The organism is Qipengyuania sp. NPDC077410, from assembly GCF_044543405.1.
GTDB classification, from domain to species: domain Bacteria; phylum Pseudomonadota; class Alphaproteobacteria; order Sphingomonadales; family Sphingomonadaceae; genus Qipengyuania; species Qipengyuania pacifica.
On the sequence record NZ_JBITWB010000001.1, the window covers coordinates 681,857 to 700,500 of the forward strand.

The 18,644-nt window shown below is 63.7% G+C and carries 19 protein-coding genes and 1 tRNA gene; 6 read left to right on the forward strand and 14 right to left on the reverse strand.

Translation table 11 applies throughout. The features are described 5' to 3' along the window. Window positions 1-45: 45 nt before the first annotated feature. The 3 genes from ACIGGE_RS03355 to ACIGGE_RS03365 all read right to left on the reverse strand — a co-directional run bounded on the left by ACIGGE_RS03355 (window position 46) and on the right by ACIGGE_RS03365 (window position 968). Window positions 46-130 (reverse strand) — tRNA-Leu (locus ACIGGE_RS03355). Between the two features lie 67 nt (window positions 131-197). Next, entirely contained in the window at window positions 198-479 is a 282-nt protein-coding gene (locus tag ACIGGE_RS03360; protein ID WP_103023920.1) for an integration host factor subunit beta, read from the reverse strand. 147 nt (window positions 480-626) lie between these two features. Beyond that, the gene (locus tag ACIGGE_RS03365; protein WP_196847175.1) at window positions 627-968 is read right to left on the reverse strand and encodes a GntR family transcriptional regulator; all 342 of its coding nucleotides are present in this window, start codon (window positions 966-968) and stop codon (window positions 627-629) included. Between the two features lie 208 nt (window positions 969-1,176). On the opposite strand from ACIGGE_RS03365, the gene ACIGGE_RS03370 reads away from it, so the two are divergent. The 5 genes from ACIGGE_RS03370 to ACIGGE_RS03390 all read left to right on the forward strand — a co-directional run bounded on the left by ACIGGE_RS03370 (window position 1,177) and on the right by ACIGGE_RS03390 (window position 7,190). Further along, the gene (locus tag ACIGGE_RS03370; RefSeq protein WP_397489437.1) at window positions 1,177-3,024 is read left to right on the forward strand and encodes a peptide MFS transporter; all 1,848 of its coding nucleotides are present in this window, start codon (window positions 1,177-1,179) and stop codon (window positions 3,022-3,024) included. Between the two features lie 104 nt (window positions 3,025-3,128). Further along, window positions 3,129-4,508 (forward strand): amidohydrolase, encoded by a 1,380-nt coding sequence (locus ACIGGE_RS03375; RefSeq protein WP_222826993.1) that lies wholly within the window; start codon window positions 3,129-3,131, stop codon window positions 4,506-4,508. Continuing rightward, entirely contained in the window at window positions 4,505-5,914 is a 1,410-nt protein-coding gene (locus ACIGGE_RS03380; RefSeq protein WP_397489438.1) for an amidohydrolase family protein, read from the forward strand. Before ACIGGE_RS03375 ends, ACIGGE_RS03380 begins: the two co-directional genes overlap by 4 nt. Before the next feature lie 13 nt (window positions 5,915-5,927). After that, complete coding sequence (locus ACIGGE_RS03385) at window positions 5,928-6,425, forward strand: FKBP-type peptidyl-prolyl cis-trans isomerase (RefSeq protein WP_301643187.1); 498 nt, start codon at window positions 5,928-5,930, stop codon at window positions 6,423-6,425. A 78-nt stretch (window positions 6,426-6,503) separates the two neighbouring features. Continuing rightward, window positions 6,504-7,190, forward strand: coding sequence for an NnrU family protein (locus tag ACIGGE_RS03390; RefSeq protein WP_397489439.1), 687 nt, complete (start codon window positions 6,504-6,506; stop codon window positions 7,188-7,190). On the opposite strand, the gene ACIGGE_RS03395 is transcribed toward ACIGGE_RS03390, so the two are convergent. From ACIGGE_RS03395 to rpe, 9 genes are all read right to left on the reverse strand, one after another. Then, window positions 7,191-7,988: a crotonase/enoyl-CoA hydratase family protein gene (locus ACIGGE_RS03395; RefSeq protein WP_397489440.1), complete on the reverse strand. Its 798-nt coding sequence runs from the start codon at window positions 7,986-7,988 to the stop codon at window positions 7,191-7,193. 85 nt (window positions 7,989-8,073) lie between these two features. Then, a complete protein-coding gene (locus ACIGGE_RS03400) occupies window positions 8,074-8,304 on the reverse strand; it encodes a hypothetical protein (protein ID WP_397489441.1) in 231 nt (76 codons plus the stop codon). 79 nt (window positions 8,305-8,383) lie between these two features. Next, the gene (gene dxs, locus ACIGGE_RS03405; protein ID WP_397489442.1) at window positions 8,384-10,306 is read right to left on the reverse strand and encodes a 1-deoxy-D-xylulose-5-phosphate synthase; all 1,923 of its coding nucleotides are present in this window, start codon (window positions 10,304-10,306) and stop codon (window positions 8,384-8,386) included. A gap of 79 nt (window positions 10,307-10,385) precedes the next feature. After that, window positions 10,386-10,853, reverse strand: coding sequence for a Fur family transcriptional regulator (locus ACIGGE_RS03410; protein ID WP_103023910.1), 468 nt, complete (start codon window positions 10,851-10,853; stop codon window positions 10,386-10,388). Between the two features lie 37 nt (window positions 10,854-10,890). Then, a complete protein-coding gene (msrA, locus tag ACIGGE_RS03415; RefSeq protein WP_103023909.1) occupies window positions 10,891-11,568 on the reverse strand; it encodes a peptide-methionine (S)-S-oxide reductase MsrA in 678 nt (225 codons plus the stop codon). Further along, the gene (locus ACIGGE_RS03420) at window positions 11,568-11,699 is read right to left on the reverse strand and encodes a hypothetical protein (RefSeq protein WP_255407940.1); all 132 of its coding nucleotides are present in this window, start codon (window positions 11,697-11,699) and stop codon (window positions 11,568-11,570) included. Before ACIGGE_RS03420 ends, msrA begins: the two co-directional genes overlap by 1 nt. A 108-nt stretch (window positions 11,700-11,807) precedes the next feature. Further along, window positions 11,808-13,394 (reverse strand): bifunctional phosphoribosylaminoimidazolecarboxamide formyltransferase/IMP cyclohydrolase, encoded by a 1,587-nt coding sequence (purH, locus tag ACIGGE_RS03425; RefSeq protein WP_397489443.1) that lies wholly within the window; start codon window positions 13,392-13,394, stop codon window positions 11,808-11,810. A 6-nt stretch (window positions 13,395-13,400) separates the two neighbouring features. Then, on the reverse strand, window positions 13,401-15,263 hold the full coding sequence (locus ACIGGE_RS03430) for a heparinase II/III family protein (RefSeq protein WP_103023907.1): 1,863 nt from the start codon (window positions 15,261-15,263) through the stop codon (window positions 13,401-13,403). Further along, the gene (gene rpe / locus ACIGGE_RS03435; protein WP_397489444.1) at window positions 15,260-15,922 is read right to left on the reverse strand and encodes a ribulose-phosphate 3-epimerase; all 663 of its coding nucleotides are present in this window, start codon (window positions 15,920-15,922) and stop codon (window positions 15,260-15,262) included. Before rpe ends, ACIGGE_RS03430 begins: the two co-directional genes overlap by 4 nt. Before the next feature lie 279 nt (window positions 15,923-16,201). Here rpe and ACIGGE_RS03440 point away from each other — a divergent pair, with 279 nt between their 5' ends. Further along, window positions 16,202-16,699: a DUF2141 domain-containing protein gene (locus tag ACIGGE_RS03440; RefSeq protein ID WP_103023905.1), complete on the forward strand. Its 498-nt coding sequence runs from the start codon at window positions 16,202-16,204 to the stop codon at window positions 16,697-16,699. On the opposite strand, the gene ACIGGE_RS03445 is transcribed toward ACIGGE_RS03440, so the two are convergent. Beyond that, on the reverse strand, window positions 16,696-17,586 hold the full coding sequence (locus ACIGGE_RS03445) for a hypothetical protein (protein ID WP_397489445.1): 891 nt from the start codon (window positions 17,584-17,586) through the stop codon (window positions 16,696-16,698). The genes ACIGGE_RS03440 and ACIGGE_RS03445 overlap by 4 nt on opposite strands. After that, window positions 17,583-18,569 (reverse strand): diacylglycerol/lipid kinase family protein, encoded by a 987-nt coding sequence (locus ACIGGE_RS03450; RefSeq protein ID WP_397489446.1) that lies wholly within the window; start codon window positions 18,567-18,569, stop codon window positions 17,583-17,585. The genes ACIGGE_RS03445 and ACIGGE_RS03450 overlap by 4 nt, the downstream gene beginning before the upstream one ends. Window positions 18,570-18,644 lie beyond the last annotated feature (75 nt).

The window sequence follows — 18,644 nt, forward strand, 5'->3', positions numbered from 1 at the left end:
CGGAGATAAAACGGGTACAGTAGCGGGACGGATGCCGCACGCGGCTGGTACGGGTGGCGGGACTCGAACCCGCACGAGCAAAGCTCAGGGGATTTTAAGTCCCCGGCGTCTACCATTCCGCCACACCCGCTTGCAGCGCATCGCCCTAGTCGCTGCCGGGCGGGCGGGCAATCACGGTTCGCACATGGGCGAACAGTTCATTCCTGGTTGAGGCGTTTGCGCATGTCCTTGCCCGGTTTGAAGTAAGGCACGCTCTTGGCAGGAACGTCGACCGTTTCGCCGGTGCGGGGGTTGCGGCCCTTGCGCGCTTCGCGTTCGCGCGTGGAAAAGGCGCCGAAGCCGCGCAGTTCCACCCGACCGCCTTCGGCGAGACGCTGGGCGATCTCTTCGAAAAAGATATCGACCACCTGCTCGACCTCTTCTGCACGCAATTCTGGATTGTCCTGCGCCAGCGCGGTGAGGAGTTCGGATCGGATCATAGGTGTGCTCCCGGCCTCTCCGGCCGCAAATTTCTGGTTCCAACGCGACCCTTGGAAACCCGCAGTTTACTGCGCGATTCCAGCCTTACGACTGTGGCAGAAGCCGGGTCAACCCGCAAGCCGGCCCGGCAGAATTTCGTGTGTTTCTCATGCTTCGGCAAGCAGTTCGCGGGCCGATACGCCCAGCCGGTCCATGCGCGCCCTGATTTCGGGCCATTCCTCGCGCAGGAAGGCCTCGCGCTCGCTCTTGCGCAGGCGGCCGGCCGCGCCGGGCACGACATACATGCCGACGCCGCGCTGCACCTCGACGAGGCCATCGTTCTGGAATTGCTGGTAGGCCTTGGCCACCGTGAGCGGATTGGCGCCCTGTTCCGCCGCCAGCGCACGCACCGAAGGAAGCATGTCGCCTTCCGCATACCGGCCATCGATAATCGCCGCTGCGATCATGTCGCGCAGCTTGAGGTAGACCGGCTTTGACTGGTTCTTCATCGTCATTTCCCCGCGACAGACTGCTTCAGTGCCATAATACACCGCGTCGCGCAAGGTTCCCGACAGCGCAGCGTTCAGACAGCCGCAAGACGGTCACTTGTGTAACTAATGCTTCACATGCGACTCAAAGGCGTTAATGTGCGCCTCAATTCGGGGAGGGCCTGCGCAACGACGCGGCTCCGGCGTAAATTAAGGATACCGGGTAGACATGGTCGAAGGCGTATTTTTCACATTCGGTTCAACGTACGAAATGTGGGCCTTCCGCATTGCGGTCGTGGCGCTGGCGTCATTCCTGATTGGCGGAATGGTCCTCGTTACACGCCCGCAGGAAGAAGTGATCGGGCATCCCAAGGGACTGTTCCTGCTGTTCATGGCCGAAATGTGGGAGCGGTTTTCCTACTACGGCATGCGTGCCCTGCTGATCTTCTACCTCGTCCAGCACTGGCTGTTTTCCGATGCCGAAGCCTCGGTCATCTACGGTGCCTATACCGCACTGGTCTATATTGCGCCGGTCGTCGGTGGATATTTGGCCGATCGATATGTCGGACAACGCAAGGCAGTCCTGTTCGGAGCGGTGCTGTTGACTTTCGGCCACTTCTTCATGGCGTTCGAAGGCGATAACACGCTGGGGCAGGACAACCCCATGATCAACGTGTTCTGGCTTGCACTGGCACTGATCATCGTGGGTTCGGGCTTCCTCAAGGCGAACATTTCGGTGCTCGTCGGTCAGCTGTATTCCCGCACCGACATTCGCCGCGACCCCGCCTACACCATCTTCTACATGGGCATTAACGTCGGGGCAGCGACTGCGTCGATCATCTGCGGCTATCTCGGTCAGACGGTCGGATGGCAGTACGGCTTCGGCCTTGCCGGTTTCGGCATGCTGATCGGCTTGGTCTTCTTCATCATCGGAAAACCCCTGCTGCGCGGCAAGGGTGAGCCGCAAAATCCGGAACGGATCGCAGGCGGCAAGGAATACCTGATCTACGGTGCGGGCCTCGGGATGGTCGCGCTGTGCTGGCTCGCGATCCAGTTCCAGGAGCTGGTGGGCGTGTTGCTCGGCGGATTCGGCGGAGCGCTGGTCGCCTATGTGCTCGCCATCGTTACTTTCCAGATGGCCTATGGCTCCTGGCGCCAGGCACCGACTGTTCCATTCTTTATCTATATCTCCAGCGCAGTCGGCCTGATCGTATCGTTGATCGCGGCATCGCAGGGCAGCGATCCGGCGCAGTACACCGCCGGCGCATCGCTCTTGATTCTGATCGGCGTACTCATCCAGCAGTCGTTGGTGAAAACCTTCCACGAGCGCGACCGCATCTTTGCGGCGATGTTCCTGATCCTCACTTCAATCGTGTTCTGGGCTCTGTTCGAACAGGCAGGCTCTAGCCTCAACCTCTTCACGGACCGCCATGTCGATACGCAGGGTGTCAGCGCTTCGATCTTCCAGTCCGTCAACGCGATATACATCGTCCTGCTCGCTCCGCTCTTCGCCATGCTGTGGCAGGGCCTTGCGGCCAAGGGTGCCGAACCGAGCACGCCGATGAAATTCGGTCTGGCCGTGGTGCAGGTCGGTCTAGGCTTCCTGGTCCTGGTCTGGGGTGCGGAAAGCGTCGGGGTTAACGTTCCGACACCGGTGATCTTCATCTTCCTTATCTACCTGCTGCACACGACCGGTGAATTGTGCCTCAGCCCCGTCGGTCTTTCCGCCATGAACCTGTTGAGTCCGGCTCATATCGCCTCGCTCGTGATGGGCACCTGGTTTTTCGCATCGGCCACCGGCAATTTCGCAGCCGGGCTCATCGCGGCGGCCACCGGTGCGGAGGGAGTTGGCGAGGAAGCAGGCAAACAGCTTGTGCTCGATGTTTACGGCACCGTTGGCTGGTGGGCCGTGGGAATCGGTGTCGGCGTGATGGTCATCAGCCCGCTGGTGAAAAAGCTGCTGCATCTTGATACGCTGCGTGACGACGATGTTGGCGACGACCTGCTCGGGCAGGCCGAAGGTCCGGGCGAACCGCAGGGTGCCGGGATCCATCCCGAAACCCGCCCGCGTGTCTGACCGGGCACGGGGTCAATCGGCAAAACGCCGGCTGGCGCCGACGAATGTAATTGACCGCACGGGCCGGGGCAGCAATGCTCCGGCCCGACTGATTTGGGGGTTTCATGACTAGATTTGCCTTGCTTGCCTGTGCTGCAGCATTCGTTGTGGCGGGATGTTCAACGACCGGCGGCGGCGACACCGCATCGGCTTCGTCGCGCGACTGGACCGCACCCGTCGGCAAGGATGGCAATGCGCCGTTCCCTTCCACGTATAAACCCTATCCCGGACGCCCGACCGCACTGGTCGGCGCCACGATCTACGACGGTCGCGGGGGCCGGATCGACAATGGCACGGTCCTGTTCCGCGACGGCAAGGTTGCCGCCGTGGGCGATGCATCTCTTTCCACGACGGGATACGATGTCGTCGACGGCAGCGGCAAGTTCGTCACCCCCGGCGTGATCGACATCCATTCCCATCTGGGCGACTATCCCACCCCCAGCGTCGAGGCCCATTCCGACGGCAATGAAGCGACCGCCCCGATGACGCCCGAAGTCTGGGCCGAACATTCGGTCTGGCCGCAGGACCCTGGCTTTACCCGCGCGCTCGCCAACGGGGGCGTGACCGCGCTGCAGATCCTGCCCGGATCGGCCAATCTGACCGGCGGTCGTTCGGTTACCCTCAAGAACGTTTCCGCCCGCACCGTGCAGGGCATGAAATTCCCCGGCGCACCCTACGGCATGAAGATGGCCTGCGGCGAAAACCCCAAGCGGGTCTACGGCAGCAAGGGACGGATGCCTTCGACGCGGATGGGCAATTTCGCGGTCAACCGGCAGATGTGGCTGGATGCGCAGGCCTATGACGGCGAAAAGCGCGATCTCGGCAAGGAAACGCTGAAGGGCGTTCTCGACGGCGAGATCCTGGTCCACAATCACTGCTACCGTGCCGACGAGATGGCGCTGGTCATGGATATGGCCAAGGAAATGGGCTATAAGGTCACCGCCTTCCACCACGCAGTCGAAGCCTACAAGATCGGCGATCTCCTGCGCGAAAACGACGTGTGCAGCGCCGTCTGGGCCGACTGGTACGGCTTCAAGATGGAAGCCTATGATGGCATCTTGGAAAATGCCGCTTTCCTCCAGCGCGAAGGCGCCTGCGTCGTCATCCACTCCGACGATGCGAACGGCATTCAGCGTCTCAATCAGGAAGCCGCCAAGGCGCAGGCCGCCGGGCGTCGCATCGGCATCGATATTCCCGATGCCGAAGTGGTGGGCTGGTTCACCTACAATGCGGCCAAGGCCATGGGGATCGGCGACATGACCGGCAGTCTCGAGCCCGGGAAGATGGCCGACGTCGTGCTGTGGAACGGCAATCCGCTGTCGGTTTATACAAGGCCGGAGAAGGTCTGGATCGACGGGGCGCTGATGTATGATGCCATGGATCGCAAACGCCGACCGGTAAGCGATTTCGAACTCGGCCAGCCGGGCGAAGGAGACGTGAAATGAGCAAGGCCAGCAAGCGTCTCTCCCCCCTCGGTGCCGTGGGCATCGCTCTTGGCCTCGTCGGCGCATTCGCCGGTCATTCGGCCAGCGCGCAGGATGTCGCCATCACCGGGGTCACGGTTGCGACCGGCGATGGAAGCGAACCCGTTGAAAATGGCGCCGTGCTCGTTCGCAGCGGCCGCGTGGTCTATGCCGGGCCCGCGTCCGGAATGCCTGCCTCGGGCGGCGCGACCGCGATCGATGGACAGGGTGCCTGGGTTACCCCGGGTATCGTTGCGGCGATCACCACGCTCGGTCTGCTCGATGTCGGCGGTGTCGGAGAATCGAACGACAGTTCTGCCCGCAACTCGCCCTTCAGCGCCGCGCTCGATGTGGCACCGGCGGTCAATCCCAACTCGCAGCACATCCTCGTCCACCGTGCTGCCGGTGTGACCCGCGCTGCGACCACGACATCGCCCTCGGCCTCCATCTTCGCTGGCCAGGGCGCGATCATCGATCTCGGCGCCGATCCCGACGCCGTAATGCGTCCGCGCGCCTTTCAGATGGTTGCGTTGGGTGAGCAGGGGGGCCGGATTGCCGGGGGCAGCCGTGTCGCTGCGCACGTCCTGTTCCGCAATGCGCTGCGTGAAGCGATGAAGTTGGGAGAGGACGCACGCATCCCGGGTCGGTCGTCGGCGCGTCCCGAAACCGATTTCGGCGACGATGTGCCGGTCGATCCGCGTCTGTCGGGTGAATATGCCGAGCGTGCCGGAGACGTGTTGCTGACCCGGTTCGACGCGTCGGCGCTGGTGCCGGTGGTGCGCGGAGAACAACTGCTGCTGGTTGCGGTCGAACGCGCTTCGGACATCCGCAGCGTGCTCGCGCTCAAGAAGGAGTTCCCGCGGCTCGACATGGCGCTCGTGGGTGCAAGCGAAGGATGGCTTGTCGCGCAGGACATCGCCGCGGCGGGCGTTCCCGTCATCGCCGACGGGCTGGACGATCTGCCCGAAAATTTCGAGGAACTGGCTTCGACCCAGAGCAATATCGGGCGCATGGTGCAAGCCGGCGTGACGGTGGCGATCAACGCCAGCGCCATGGAAAACCCGCGCAACCTCAACCAGTATGCGGGCAATCTCGTTGCGCTTGGCCGCGTACCGGGTGCGGCGGGCCTTTCCTGGGGACAGGCGCTGGCTGCGATCACCTCGGTGCCTGCGCGTATCCTCGGCATCGATGGACGTGCCGGTACGCTGGCGCAGGGTGCGGCCGGCGATCTGGTGGTCTGGGATGGCGATCCGCTCGAGGTCGGATCGACACCGGTGAAGGTATTCATCGATGGCGTCGAGCAACCGCTCGAAAACCATCAGAGCCGCCTGCGCGATCGTTATCGCGACCTCGATACGAACGACCTGCCCAAGGGATACGACTGGTAAGGCCATGAAGGAAATGCGCACTACCCTGCTCGCATTGGGCGCTGCTGCGGCGGCCGTGAGCTTTCACGCGCTGTATGCGCAGGATGCGCCTCCGGTCGACCGGTCGCAGGACATCGCCTGGATGAACGCGCAGCAAGCCTATCTTACCAAGCTGGATGCAGCAGGTGGCTGGCGCGTGATGCCCGGCGGCCTGCGCTGGCGCTATGTCGACTATGCGGGAAGCGACGAAAAGCCGAGTGTCGAGGACACGGTGACCGTGCACTATGCTGGCACATTCATCGACGGCACGACCTTCGACAGTTCGTTCGACCGGGGGGAACCGGCAACCTTCCCGCTCAATCGGCTGGTCAAGGCGTGGCAGATGGCGATCCCCGAGATGGGTGTGGGCGACACGATCGAGATCGCAGCACCGGCAGACCTTGCCTATGGTGCATCCGGCAAGGGCCCGATACCCGGGGGTGCGACCCTGCTGTTCAAGGTGCAATTGCTCGGCATCGAAAAGGCCGACTGACCCGAAAAGCACGCGGCGCTTGCAAAACCGGGAGGACATGGTAGTTATGTTGACGCCGTAAACATGAGGTGCGTCACGATGGATCCTGCACTCGTTACCCTGCTGGCCGCGTCGGTGGCATTCGTTGGCAGTCACTTCGCCCTCTCCCATCCGCTTCGCGCGCCGCTGGTAGGCGCGCTGGGAGAGAACGGCTTTCGCATTCTGTATTCGCTGGTCGCGCTTGCCACATTCATCTGGGCAGCCACGGCGTTTCGCAGCGTCGGCGCGGGTGGAACGCCGCTGTGGGATGGAATGAGCGATGCGATCTGGATCGTCGTCACGATAATCATGCTGGTCGCGTCGGTTTTGCTGGCGGGCAGCTTCGTGCGCAATCCAGCCCTTCCCGATCCGCGGGCAACCCGGAATGCCGCATTGCCCGTGCACGGCGTTTTCCACGTTACGCGGCATCCGATGATGTGGAGCTTCGCCCTCTGGGCCGCTGCCCATGTTCTGGTCAGCCCGACGCCGCGACAGTGGATCATGGCCTGCGCGATCGGCTTTCTGGCTCTCGCGGGCGCCCACATGCAGGACCGCAAGAAGCGGGCGCTGATGGGCGATGCCTGGGACGACTGGCAAAGCCGGACCAGCTACTGGCCGCGCTTCGGAAAGCTGGTACACGCGGGCGCGATCGCTTGGATCGGGGGCCTGCTCATCTGGCTCGGGGCTACTTATGGACATATTCACGCCAATGGCATGCCCGCCGGAATATGGCGGTGGGTGGGCTGACTAACGCCCTTCGAAACGGGGTGCGCGCTTTTCCAGCAGGGCGTCGATACCTTCCATGTGATCGTCGGTCAGGTGCATGAGCGCCTGCGTATTGGCCGCCATCTCGAGCGCCGTATCGTAACTGATGGATCGGCCCTGCCGCATCAGGTTCTTGGCCTGCCGCAGTGCGTGGGGCGGCATGGCAGCCACCTTGGCAGCCAGCGCGCGCGCCTCGTCCATGAGCGTCTCGCCCGCGACGACGCGGCTGACGAGGCCCCAGTCGAGCGCTGTAGGCGCATCGATCACGTCACCGGTGTAGAACAGCTCCGCCGCGCGCGCCTCGCCGATGATGCGCGGCAGGATCCAGGTCCCGCCATCGCCGGGAATGATGCCGAGCTTGAGAAAGGTAACGCCGAACTTCGCCCTGTCGGAAGCGATGCGCATGTCCGCAAGACAGGCGAGATCGCAGCCCAGCCCGATCGCTGGCCCGTTCACCGCCGCGATCAGCGGGACGCGCAGACTGTACAGCGCGCGCAGCACCTTGTGGATGTTGTTGCGATAGCCGTCGGAAATCTCCGGCGCAGTACCGCCGAATGTTCCGGTCCGCTCCTTCATCGCCTTGATGTCGCCGCCCGCACTGAAGGCCCGTCCCGCTCCGGTGAGGATGACACAGCGAACATCCATGTCCGCGTTGATCGCATCGCAGGCCGCCGCGAAGGCATCCCCGTCGCCCTTCGCGCCGAGAGGATTCATCGTCTCGGGACGGTTCAGGGTAAGCGTGGTGACGTGATCGGCGGCGTGGGTGGTGAGCAGGGTCATGGGCGGAAGGTCCTTTCATAGGCTTCCATGCCAGCGTGGGCACGCTTCGTCACCCATGAGCGGAGGACAGCACGGTCCAAGCCGATCATTCCTCGCGGGCGTAGACGCCCCGGAGGATCGAGCGCCATGAGCGTTTATTGACCAGCCTTTGATACATGAGGCCGCAAGCGAGCAGCACGATCAATCCGCCGAAGGCCGTAATGAACGCGCCCGACACTGTTGCTATGGCGACGACCGTCATCAGCGGAATCATGACCGTGAACCATCTGTGCCACGCCTTCCGGATCGCGTGCTGCCGATTTCCCTCGTCGGACATCTCGCCCCCCTTTCCCAGGAAGAGGTACCAGAGGCGACGGCGGCACCGCAACCCAGGAGCGGACAGGGGTCGGTGCGACTTACGCGCGGGCTTCTTCCACGCCGGCACTGTTGTGACGTAGCGCGTTGAGCACCGTATCGACGATATGCGGCGCGTTGAGGCCTGCCTCGTCATACTGCTTGTCGGGATCGTCCTGATCCTGGAAGATGTCAGGCAGACGCATGGTGCGCACCTTGAGCCCCGCGTCGGTCAGACCTTCGTCGCTGGCAAAGGTCAGCACATGCGCGCCGAGGCCGCCGATGGCGCCTTCCTCTACCGTCACCACGACCTCGTGGCTGCGCATCAGCTTCTCGATCAGCGCGGTATCCAGTGGCTTGGCAAAGCGCATATCGGCCACCGTGGTCGACAGGCCCTTGGCCTCGAGCTGATCTGCGGCCTTCTTGGCTTCTTCCAGCCGGGCACCGAGCGAAAGGATGGCGACCTTGGTGCCTTCACGCACCACACGGCCCTTGCCGATTTGGAGCTTTTCCAGCTGGTCCGGAATTGCCACGCCCGTACCGCTACCGCGCGGGTAACGGAAGGCGATCGGGCCATCGTCATACTCGGCCGCCGTGTAGGTCATGTGCGCCAGCTCCGCCTCGTCGGCAGCAGCCATGACCACGAAATTGGGCAGCGTGGCGAGATAGGTAATGTCGAAGCTTCCCGCGTGGGTGCAGCCATCGGCGCCGACCAGCCCGGCGCGGTCGATGGCGAAGCGTACGGGCAGGTTCTGGATCGCCACGTCATGCACGACCTGATCGTAGGCGCGCTGCAGGAAGGTGGAATAGATAGCCGCGAAAGGCCGCATGCCTTCTGCAGCAAGGCCTGCGGCGAAGGTAACGCCGTGCTGTTCGGCAATGCCGACATCGAAGGCCTTGTCCGGATGCGCCTTGGCGAATTTATCGACGCCCGTTCCGCTGGGCATAGCGGCGGTGATGGCACAAATGCGCGGATCGTCGTTCGCCAGCTTCGCCAGCGTTTCGCCGAAGACGTTCTGATAGGCGGGCGGGCCGCCCGTCGATTTCTTCTGTTCGCCGGTGACGACGTCGAACTTGGCGACGCCGTGGTACTTGTCGGCGCTGTTTTCGGCAGGGGCATAGCCCTTGCCCTTCGTCGTCACGACATGGATCAGGACCGGGCCCTGTTCGCTGTCCCGCACGTTTTCCAGCACCGGGATGAGATGATCGAGATTGTGCCCGTCGATCGGGCCGACGTAGTAGAACCCAAGCTCTTCGAACATCGTCCCGCCGGTCACCATGCCGCGGGCGTATTCTTCGGCCTTCTCGAGACCGCCCCACACCCTTCGGCCCATCTTGCGCGCGATGCGCGACGCCATCGAGCGCAGACCGAGATATTCGCTGCTGGACACCATGCGCGCGAGATAGGCGGACAGCCCGCCAACGGGAGGCGCGATCGACATGTCGTTGTCGTTGAGGATCACGACCAGCCGGTTGCCAGCCTGTTCGGCATTGTTCATCGCTTCATAAGCCATGCCGGCGCTCATCGCGCCGTCACCGATCACGGCGATGCCGCGCCCCGGGCGGTTCTGCATCTTGTTGGCCATGGCAAAGCCCAGCGCAGCCGAAATCGAGGTCGAGCTGTGCGCAGCACCGAACGGATCGTATTCGCTTTCCGCGCGCTTGGTGAAGCCGCTCAGCCCGCCGCCCTGGCGCAGGGTGCGGATACGGTCGCGGCGCCCGGTCAGGATCTTGTGCGGATAGCACTGATGCCCGACATCCCACACCAGCTTGTCTTCCGGCGTATTGAAAACGTAGTGGATCGCCGTGGTCAGTTCGACCACGCCCAGACCCGATCCCAGATGGCCACCGGTCTGGCCGACCGCGTCGATCATTTCGGCACGCAATTCGTCGGAGAGTTGCCGCAACTGATCCTTGCCGAGCTTGCGGAGATCGTCTGGGGTATTGACCGTATCGAGCAACGGCGTCTTCGGGCGACTTGTCATAACACGTCGCTCTACACCCACATCACGCGGCTGTCGACAAACGGCTGGTCGCTAATGGCGACCAGCGCGCCGCCGCATGTCAGCCGGCGCAATCGTCGCACAGACCGCGCAGCTCGACCACGGGGCGCACATCGGTAAACCCTGCATCCTTGCCCGCATCGCGCAGGGCGCCGGTCACCCGGTCGTCGTCGATATGCGTGGCTTTTCCGCAATCGTCGCAGATCAGGAAGATGCAATCGTGCCTGCAGCCGGGATGGGTGTTGACGAGATAGGCGTTGGCGCTTTCGATCCGGTTGGCCAGATTGGTCCGTACGAACAGGTCGAGGATGCGGTAGACGCTGTTGGGCGCCACCCGCTTTCCGCGAGAGCGCGATAGATTATCGGCAATGTCGTAAGCGCTGGCCGGCTTGTCGTGCTGCGCCAGTTCTTCGAAGACGGACTGGCGCATGCCGGTCCATTGTTCCCCGCTGCCTGTCAGGGTCGTGCGGGCGGCGTCGATCAGAGCGTCGCCTTCGTGTTCCTTGTGGGAATGTACATGTCCAGCCATGCGCCAAAAGGTAGGGCGCGGCGCGCCGCGGCGCAAGCTAGTCGCGCTGGAAGCTCGCGGAATAGACCCCGGGGTACATGGCTTTCAATGCCTTCACCTTGGGTGCATCCCAGCGCACGATATACCCGTTGCGCGGATTTCGAACCATGAAGTCCTGATGATAGGTTTCTGCCGGGTAGAAAGCCTGCGCGCGCTCGATCTTGGTGACGATCGGCTTCGACCACAGGCCCGCGCCGTTGAGCTGCGCGATATAGGCCTTGGCGACGGCATTCTGTTCGGCCGACATCGGCACGATGGCGCTGCGATACTGGGCACCGGTATCCGGACCCTGGCGATTGAGCTGCGTCGGGTCGGCAACGACCGAGAAGAAGATCCGCAGCAACTGATCGTAACGGATCACCTTGGGATCGTAGGTGATCTTCACCGCTTCGGCGTGATCGGTAATCCCGCTGGACACCAGATCGTAACTGGCCTGGCGTTCCGTACCGCCATGATAGCCCGAGACGGCACTTTTCACGCCCTTCACATGGCTGAACACTGCCTCCACGCCCCAGAAGCAGCCACCTGCGAAGATCGCGGTCTTCAAGCCGCTTTCCTTGGCAACACGCTCCGCCTGCGGCGCATTGACCGTCGCTTCGGCGGCAATGGCCGGCTGCTGGCAGGCGGAAGCCGCCAGCGCCAGCGCAAGACCGGCGAATGTCGCCCGCATACGCATCAAAGTATCGCTGCGATAAGTTGCGGCACGGCAGAGAGGATCTCTCCGCTGTTCACAAGCAGGATGGCAACGGCGCCGGCACCGAAGCCGATGCCGAAATTGCGATAGAGGTCGGGGGTAAAGAGGCTCATGGGGGGTTCTTTCGTCAACGTGTCCCACATGGTTACACACGCTGCCATTGCAACGCGCTTAATGCGTCCGTCGTCGTATATTCAGCTTCGTTTATCGAACGGGCCGGCTCAGTGCCGGAAGTGGCGCATCCCGGTAAAGACCATGGCGAGGCCATGTTCGTCGGCTGCGGCAACCACCTCGTCGTCACGGATGGAACCACCCGGCTGGATGATCGCGGTGGCCCCCGCCTCGGCGGCGGCCAGCAGACCGTCCGCGAAAGGGAAGAACGCATCCGACGCCACCGCGCTACCGACCGTGCGTGACGTGTCCCAGCCGTATTTCTCTGCCGCTTCCGCAGCCTTCATGGCTGCGATTCGGCTGGAATCGCGGCGGTTCATCTGGCCTGCGCCGATACCGGCGGTGGCGCCGTCCTTGGCATAGACGATCGCGTTGGATTTAACGTGACGGGCCACGGTCCAGGCGAACAGGCAGTCCTTCAGTTCCTGCTGCGTCGGCTGCCGCTCTGTCACGACTTTAAGATCGGCCTCGCTGATCGCGCCATTGTCCCGCGTCTGCACCAGGAGGCCGCCGGTGATCGGCTTGACCAGCAGACCGCCGCGCCGCGGATCGGGCAGATCGCCCGTGACGAGAAGGCGCAGATTCTTTTTCCTGGCAAAGACAGCCCGCGCTTCTTCGCTTACCGATGGCGCGATCACGACTTCGGTGAAGATTTCGCAGATCGCTTCGGCGGTCGGCCCATCCAGTTCGGTATTGACCGCAACGATCCCGCCAAAGGCCGAAACGCTGTCGCAGGCGAGCGCTTCGTTCCATGCCTTGAGGAGACTGGACGCCTGAGCCACGCCGCAGGGGTTGGCGTGCTTGACGATGATCACGGCAGGTTCGCCGCCGGCGAATTCGGCGCAAAGCTCCAGCGCGGCATCGGCATCGTTGTAATTGTTGTAGCTGAGTTCCTTGCCCTGCAGCTGCTCCGCCTGCGCGATACCGTGGCCATGCGGACCGGCGGGCGTATAAAGCGCTGCTTTCTGATGCGGGTTTTCGCCATACCGCAGTTCCACCGGCGCGCGGCCGTTGACGGCCAGGAAATCGGGGAAGAGCTGCTGCTGATCGGCAAAGGCGAACCACTGGCTGATCATCGAATCATAAGCGGCAGTCGCGGCAAAGGCCTTGGCCGCGCATTTGCGGCGGAAATCCAGCGACGTCGCCCCGGACGCCTCGAGTTCGCCCACAAGCGTATCGTAATCGGCGGGATCGGTGACGATCGTGACGAACTGGTGGTTCTTGGCGGCGCTGCGCACCATGGACGGTCCGCCGATATCGATATTCTCGATGATTTCGTCCCGCTCCGCGCCCTTCGCGACTGTGGCTTCGAAAGGATAGAGATTGACCACGACGAGATCGATCGCACCGATTTCGTGCTCTTCCATGGCTGCGGCGTGCTCGGAATTGTCGCGTACCGCCAGCAATCCGCCATGGACCATCGGGTGCAGCGTCTTCACGCGCCCATCCATCATCTCGGGAAAACCGGTCAGATCGGAAACGTCCCGCACCTCGAGACCCGCATCGCGCAGGGCCCTGGCGGTACCGCCGGTCGAAACCAGTTCCACATTTTTCGCCGCGAGCGCCTTGCCCAGATCCAGCAAGCCGGTCTTGTCGGACACCGAAAGCAGTGCCCGCTTGATCGCCACGTCGGTCATGAATTTCTATCCCATGCGTTTGAGCAGCCAGGGGAAGCGACCCCCGCTGCGCGATGTCAGTCCTTCGACGACAAGCTGCTTCGTGGCCCGCGGGCGGCCTTGCCCGTCGACCCAGAGGCTGTCCTCGATCGCGATTTGCGCCTCGCCGCTATCGCCTCCGAGCCGGAATTGCCAGTAGCTTCCGTCGGGCAGGGCCAGCCCTGCGCCGCGCATGTCGTCCGACAGCCCGGCATCGATCCCATGACCCAGATGGAACCGGATCGCAAAGGCGATCTTGCCGCGCTTTCCCTGGCGGCCCGATGGTTCGAGAACGTCTTCACCCGACAGGCCGGAACCGTCCGCGCCCAGCAGCAGCGTACGCCGGTGGATCAGGCCATATCGCGCGGCATAGCCATTGTGCGAAGCCTCGAGGCGCACGGCATCGCGCCCCTTCTGCTTCACCACGTTACGGGCGATATCCACTTCCTCTACGCCCTTTCCGATCTGCCCCTTGATCAGCACGGCGGTGGAATTGGCATCGTCGAGCACCAGCGTCGAATGGGCGGCCGTGCCGCGCAGGCCCTGCTCGATCCGCACCGGCACCTGCCCTCCGGCAAGTTCGGATCCGCCGCAATTGACGATGATGCGCTGTTCGCCGTGCGAAAATTCAAATGCCAGGGTGGAAGCGCAGCCGTGGCGTGCATGTCGCGCCCGCGGCGGCGGCGCGGCGTCGAACACCAGCACCGCCCTGCCCGCATCGGCGCGCTGATAGCCCCAGTACCGGCTGTCCTTGATCGGGCGCGTGCGCACGCCGCTGGCCCGGATCAATGCATCCACCTGCTGGCCAGAAGTTGCACCTGCGCCCTGCCAGCTACCCAGTGCGCGATCGCTCATCCGCAGCGTCAGCAAGGGGGGCACCAGCAGGCCAAGCATCGTTTCGAGTGCCGGCGGTGCGTCGCGGTCGACAGCTTCGTAACAGGCCCGCAGGTCAACCAGCAGCGCGATCGCTTCCATTTGCGCCAGTGGGCTGCGCGACAGCACGCCGCCGTCCTCGCTCACCAGTTCCCCCAGCGCGCGCAGCAGGCCCGCTTCGCCAAACAGGCGGCGCGGGCGGCCATCGGGCAGCAGCAACCCGGCGGCAACGATGGCGCACCAGCCAGCGACCTGCCCCAGTCGATCTTCCGCACGGGCCACTTCGCGGTCGAGGAAGCGCGCGGTCGCTTCCATCGATTCGAGCGCGCGCGAACGCAGACGGGCATCGCCCGACAGGATCAGCGGCGCCCCGACCAGCCATGCCATCAGCCTCAGACCGGCATGCTCGACCGTCCATGCCGGGCCTTTGGCGGGCACCGGATTGGCCTTCAGCCAGCGGGCGAGCAGGTCCTGCCCGATCGCGGCGCAATCTTCCCGCGGAGCGCAGGCGCCGAGGTCGCGCAACCAGGTAAACCCCTGCACCGCGCGCTGGACGGGCGGGGTAAGCTGGGCATTGCTGGAGAAATCGACCTTGCCGACCGGAACCTTCAGCCCATGAACCAGGAATTGTCCGGCCCTCAGCGCCACACCCGCCGCGCGGTCGCCCTGAAGCGGGCTGACGACCGTCGCCAGCAGGCGCGGTGCCGCAGGCTTGCGCAGCGGTGCGGCCAGAACGGAACCGGGCACGCCCAGGCGATAGGCCCAGCGCACCATGCCATCCACCGGGCCGGTGCGGGGCGGCTGGAAGTCTGCCAGAACAAGGGTCCGCGCGGATTCGAGCGGGACCGTCTCGGGCCGTTCCGGCACCGTCTTTTCCACCAGGGGTTCGTCCATATCGGATAGGGGCAATGCAGGGGCATCGCCATTGTCCAGAGCGCGCCGATCCTCGCGCAGGAGAGTGCGCGCGCTGTCTGTCATGATTGTCCCTTCAGTGCCGCGATATTGGCAGCGTAACAGTCCGGCCCGCCCTTGAAGGTGGCCGAACCTGCGACAAGAACATCGGCCCCCGCATCGACGCAGAGCCGCGCCGTTTCGGCGTTGACCCCGCCGTCCACCTCGAGGTGGATCGCGCGGCCGGTCCGGTCGATCATCTTCCTGATCGCTTCGACCTTCTTGAGCTGCGAATGGATGAAGCTCTGCCCGCCGAACCCGGGATTGACGCTCATCACCAGTACGAGGTCGACCTCGTCGATCAGGTAGTCGAGCATCTTGGCCGGGGTGCCCGGATTGAGCACGACGCCGGGCTTGGCCCCGGCGGCGCGAATTGCCTGCAGCGTGCGATGGATATGCGGGCCCGCTTCGGGATGGACGGTAATGAAATCGGCCCCCGCTTCGGCGAAGGCATCGATATAGGGATCGATCGGCGAAATCATCAGATGGACGTCGAAGGGCTTGTCCGTATGCGGACGCAGCGCCTTCACGACAGCCGGGCCGATGGTGATGTTGGGCACGAAATGCCCGTCCATCACATCGACGTGTATCCAGTCTGCACCCGCCTTGTCGATGGCGCGCACTTCCTCGCCCAGCGCGGCAAAATCGGCGGAAAGGATCGAAGGGGAAATCAACGGGGTGGTCATGCGGGCGCTTTTGCCTTGGTCGCGTGTGAGCCTTGGCTCGCCCTACGCGCGCGAAACGAGCGTTAACAAGCGAGGGTGATGGCCTTTTCCACACCGCTCGCACGCAATGTGCAATCCCGCTTCTGCCGAAACGGGGCAGCATGAACGCTGCTTGCGCCGAAAATTCAGCCGCAATTCAGCGCAATCTGTTAGAACGCGCGATATATCGGGGGGTCGAGGATCCCTCATGCCCGGTAGCCAAGGCGCCGGCTCGCACACAGTTGAAGACGGATCTTTTATATGAATCGCAACCTCATCGCCACCACCGGCATCGCTGCGCTCGCCCTGACGGCACTGGCTGCACCGGCACCGGCCGACGCGCAATACCGCCAGACGATCAGTCATGATCCAGCGAAATGCGCCAGCGGCAAGGGGCCCGCGGTGCGCGTCACGATTACCGACATCAAGGAAAACGGCGGCATCATTCGCGTGCAGAGCTATCGCGGGACGAAGGAAGACTGGCTCGAAAAGGGCAAGTGGATCTACCGCATGGAAGCGCCCGCCAAAGCCGGAACGATGACCTTCTGCATGCCGGTTCCCAAGCCCGGCGTTTACGGCATCGCCGTTCGCCACGACGTGAACGGCAATGGCAGCACCGACATCTTCAAGGATGGCGGTGCCATGTCGAACAACCCGAGCATCAACATCTTCAATCTCGGCAAGCCGAGCTACAAGAAGACCGCCTTCAACGTCGGCTCGGGCGTCGAATCGATCTCGATCCGCATGCGTTACCGCTAGGCGCGGCGCTTGCGCCACAGCTCGACCAGCGCCCCGGGCGCGGCGAGCAGGGGGTGCCGGGCCCTGAACGGCGTCACCTCCAGCGCAATGCCGGTATGCCGCTGGAGCTTCCACGCGGCATAATCGGCTGCGCCGTCGAAGGTCGTCGTAGCCTTGGCGAGGCGCAACAGGTTGAGCGGCTTGCCCAGCCGGGCGCGTCTGCTCCACCATTTCAAGACACGGCGGCGTTCGGCACTGTTCGGCAGGGGCTCGAACAGTCCGTTCATACGTTTGAATCGCATGCCTCCCGCATTCCATGCGAGCGGTAGAAGCCCGTCGAAATGCTCCGCGTTCACCTCCAGAATGGAATTTTCGCGCCCCGGCTTCTCTACCCGGAACTCGGCCTTGTACGTCGCGCGAAACAGGGCACGCCAGTAATCGTCCGCCGTTCCGCGCGCCGGACCAACCACGGCGGCAAGCCGGCCTGCGGTAACCGCCGCAGCGCATAATGCCTGCGTAACCTCGGCTCGCGCCTCCTCGTTTGCCTGCCAGACAAGCGCCGACGGCTGCACGAACCGCGCCCAGATCGTGGTGTCGCGCGAGAGGCCCTTTGCCGCACTGGCGAACTGCCTGAGCGACATCGTCGCGATCTTGGCCCGCAAACGCTCGCCCGCATGATCCCACTCGCGATAGCTCACGCGCGGCCAGATCCGCTCCCGCTGGGGACCGGGCAACAGGATGTAGAAATCGAGTACGCCCTCGAGCGATCCGGTTCTCAGGTTGGAACCGTAAAAAAGGACCGCGAGCGCCCCGGCCTCTTCGCCAAGGCGCTTCGCATAGGCGGCGACCTCATCGCGTACCGATCGATCGAGCGATGCGCCGATCCGCTGCGCAAGATCGCCGTTCACACGCTGACGAAGGTAAGTTCGGGCCCCTGTTCGATCCGGTAACGGCCGGGAGGGAAGGCCTCGCCATCGAGAATGACCCGCTCGCCGACGTCCAGCGCCAGACCCTCGGCATCGAGCTGGTGAAGCCCGGCGTCCGCCAGCCAACCGGGCCGCCAGCCCATCAGGATCGCAGGCATGCTGGCGAGCAGACGCCGCCTGGAATGATCGAGCAAAGCCAGCTTGAGACCGGGACGGGGCTTTCCGAAGAGATGGATCCCCATCGGCATGTGCGTCAGCGTAGACGCCAGGAAAACGCTGCGACGGTTAACGTCACCATGTCCGGAATGAGGCACCGGTTTGCCAGAAGGCAGATAATGGAGTCGCATTTCGGTGCCGCGCCGCCATTTGTTGCGATCGGTACCGAACAGGGCCTGAAGAATGCCCCAGACGCTCGCCGCGCCAACGGCAAGGCTGTTGAAGAAACCGAGCGAATGCGCATCCTGCCCGGCATCGACACCGTGGGTGAAGGCACCGGCCCCGATGATAAAGCCAAGCATGGCCGGACCGTCATCACCCTCGCGGCTGATCGCAAGCGGACGCCGCACTATCCGGCGCCCGGACGAATAGGCTGCTATCGCCCCTTCCAGGCTCCAGTCGACCGGAGCACCCAGATCCACATTCAGCGCATTGGTCTTGCCTTTGGGCAGGACGGCAATGGCCGGCCAGCGATCGCCGAAAACCGTCTGCCCCATGGTCAGCACGTCGCGGACAGTTCCGTCGCCACCGCTTATCACGAGGAAATCGATACCATCGCGCGCGAAGTCTGCCAGCGCATGAGCGATATCTTCGCGCGCACGCGGCTGAACGACGGTGATATTGCCCGATGCGGAACAGGCAAGGTCCTGGCCTTTGTTGCGATGGCTGCGGGGATTGTAGATGACGCCGATACGCGGCGTGGAAACACGATAGGCGCCGGACCTTCCATGCGGCCTGGGAGCCGGCATCGCGGTCTGCCGCAGGGGCAGGCTGTCAAAATTGTAGATTAGCCGGTCCATGAGCCTTGTACCTAAATCGCGCCC

Excerpts from the sequence above, each read along its gene's own strand:
- ACIGGE_RS03360 (WP_103023920.1), bottom strand. The coding sequence starts at position 479 with ATGATCCGATCCGAACTCCTCACCGCGCTGGCGCAGGACAATCCAGAA.
- ACIGGE_RS03365 (WP_196847175.1), bottom strand. The coding sequence starts at position 968 with ATGAAGAACCAGTCAAAGCCGGTCTACCTCAAGCTGCGCGACATGATC.
- ACIGGE_RS03370 (WP_397489437.1), top strand. The coding sequence starts at position 1,177 with ATGGTCGAAGGCGTATTTTTCACATTCGGTTCAACGTACGAAATGTGG.
- ACIGGE_RS03375 (WP_222826993.1), top strand. The coding sequence starts at position 3,129 with ATGACTAGATTTGCCTTGCTTGCCTGTGCTGCAGCATTCGTTGTGGCG.
- ACIGGE_RS03380 (WP_397489438.1), top strand. The coding sequence starts at position 4,505 with ATGAGCAAGGCCAGCAAGCGTCTCTCCCCCCTCGGTGCCGTGGGCATC.
- ACIGGE_RS03385 (WP_301643187.1), top strand. The coding sequence starts at position 5,928 with ATGCGCACTACCCTGCTCGCATTGGGCGCTGCTGCGGCGGCCGTGAGC.
- ACIGGE_RS03390 (WP_397489439.1), top strand. The coding sequence starts at position 6,504 with ATGGATCCTGCACTCGTTACCCTGCTGGCCGCGTCGGTGGCATTCGTT.
- ACIGGE_RS03395 (WP_397489440.1), bottom strand. The coding sequence starts at position 7,988 with ATGACCCTGCTCACCACCCACGCCGCCGATCACGTCACCACGCTTACC.
- ACIGGE_RS03400 (WP_397489441.1), bottom strand. The coding sequence starts at position 8,304 with ATGTCCGACGAGGGAAATCGGCAGCACGCGATCCGGAAGGCGTGGCAC.
- dxs (WP_397489442.1), bottom strand. The coding sequence starts at position 10,306 with ATGACAAGTCGCCCGAAGACGCCGTTGCTCGATACGGTCAATACCCCA.
- ACIGGE_RS03410 (WP_103023910.1), bottom strand. The coding sequence starts at position 10,853 with ATGGCTGGACATGTACATTCCCACAAGGAACACGAAGGCGACGCTCTG.
- msrA (WP_103023909.1), bottom strand. The coding sequence starts at position 11,568 with ATGCGTATGCGGGCGACATTCGCCGGTCTTGCGCTGGCGCTGGCGGCT.
- ACIGGE_RS03420 (WP_255407940.1), bottom strand. The coding sequence starts at position 11,699 with ATGAGCCTCTTTACCCCCGACCTCTATCGCAATTTCGGCATCGGCTTC.
- purH (WP_397489443.1), bottom strand. The coding sequence starts at position 13,394 with ATGACCGACGTGGCGATCAAGCGGGCACTGCTTTCGGTGTCCGACAAG.
- ACIGGE_RS03430 (WP_103023907.1), bottom strand. The coding sequence starts at position 15,263 with ATGACAGACAGCGCGCGCACTCTCCTGCGCGAGGATCGGCGCGCTCTG.
- rpe (WP_397489444.1), bottom strand. The coding sequence starts at position 15,922 with ATGACCACCCCGTTGATTTCCCCTTCGATCCTTTCCGCCGATTTTGCC.
- ACIGGE_RS03440 (WP_103023905.1), top strand. The coding sequence starts at position 16,202 with ATGAATCGCAACCTCATCGCCACCACCGGCATCGCTGCGCTCGCCCTG.
- ACIGGE_RS03450 (WP_397489446.1), bottom strand. The coding sequence starts at position 18,569 with ATGCCGGCTCCCAGGCCGCATGGAAGGTCCGGCGCCTATCGTGTTTCC.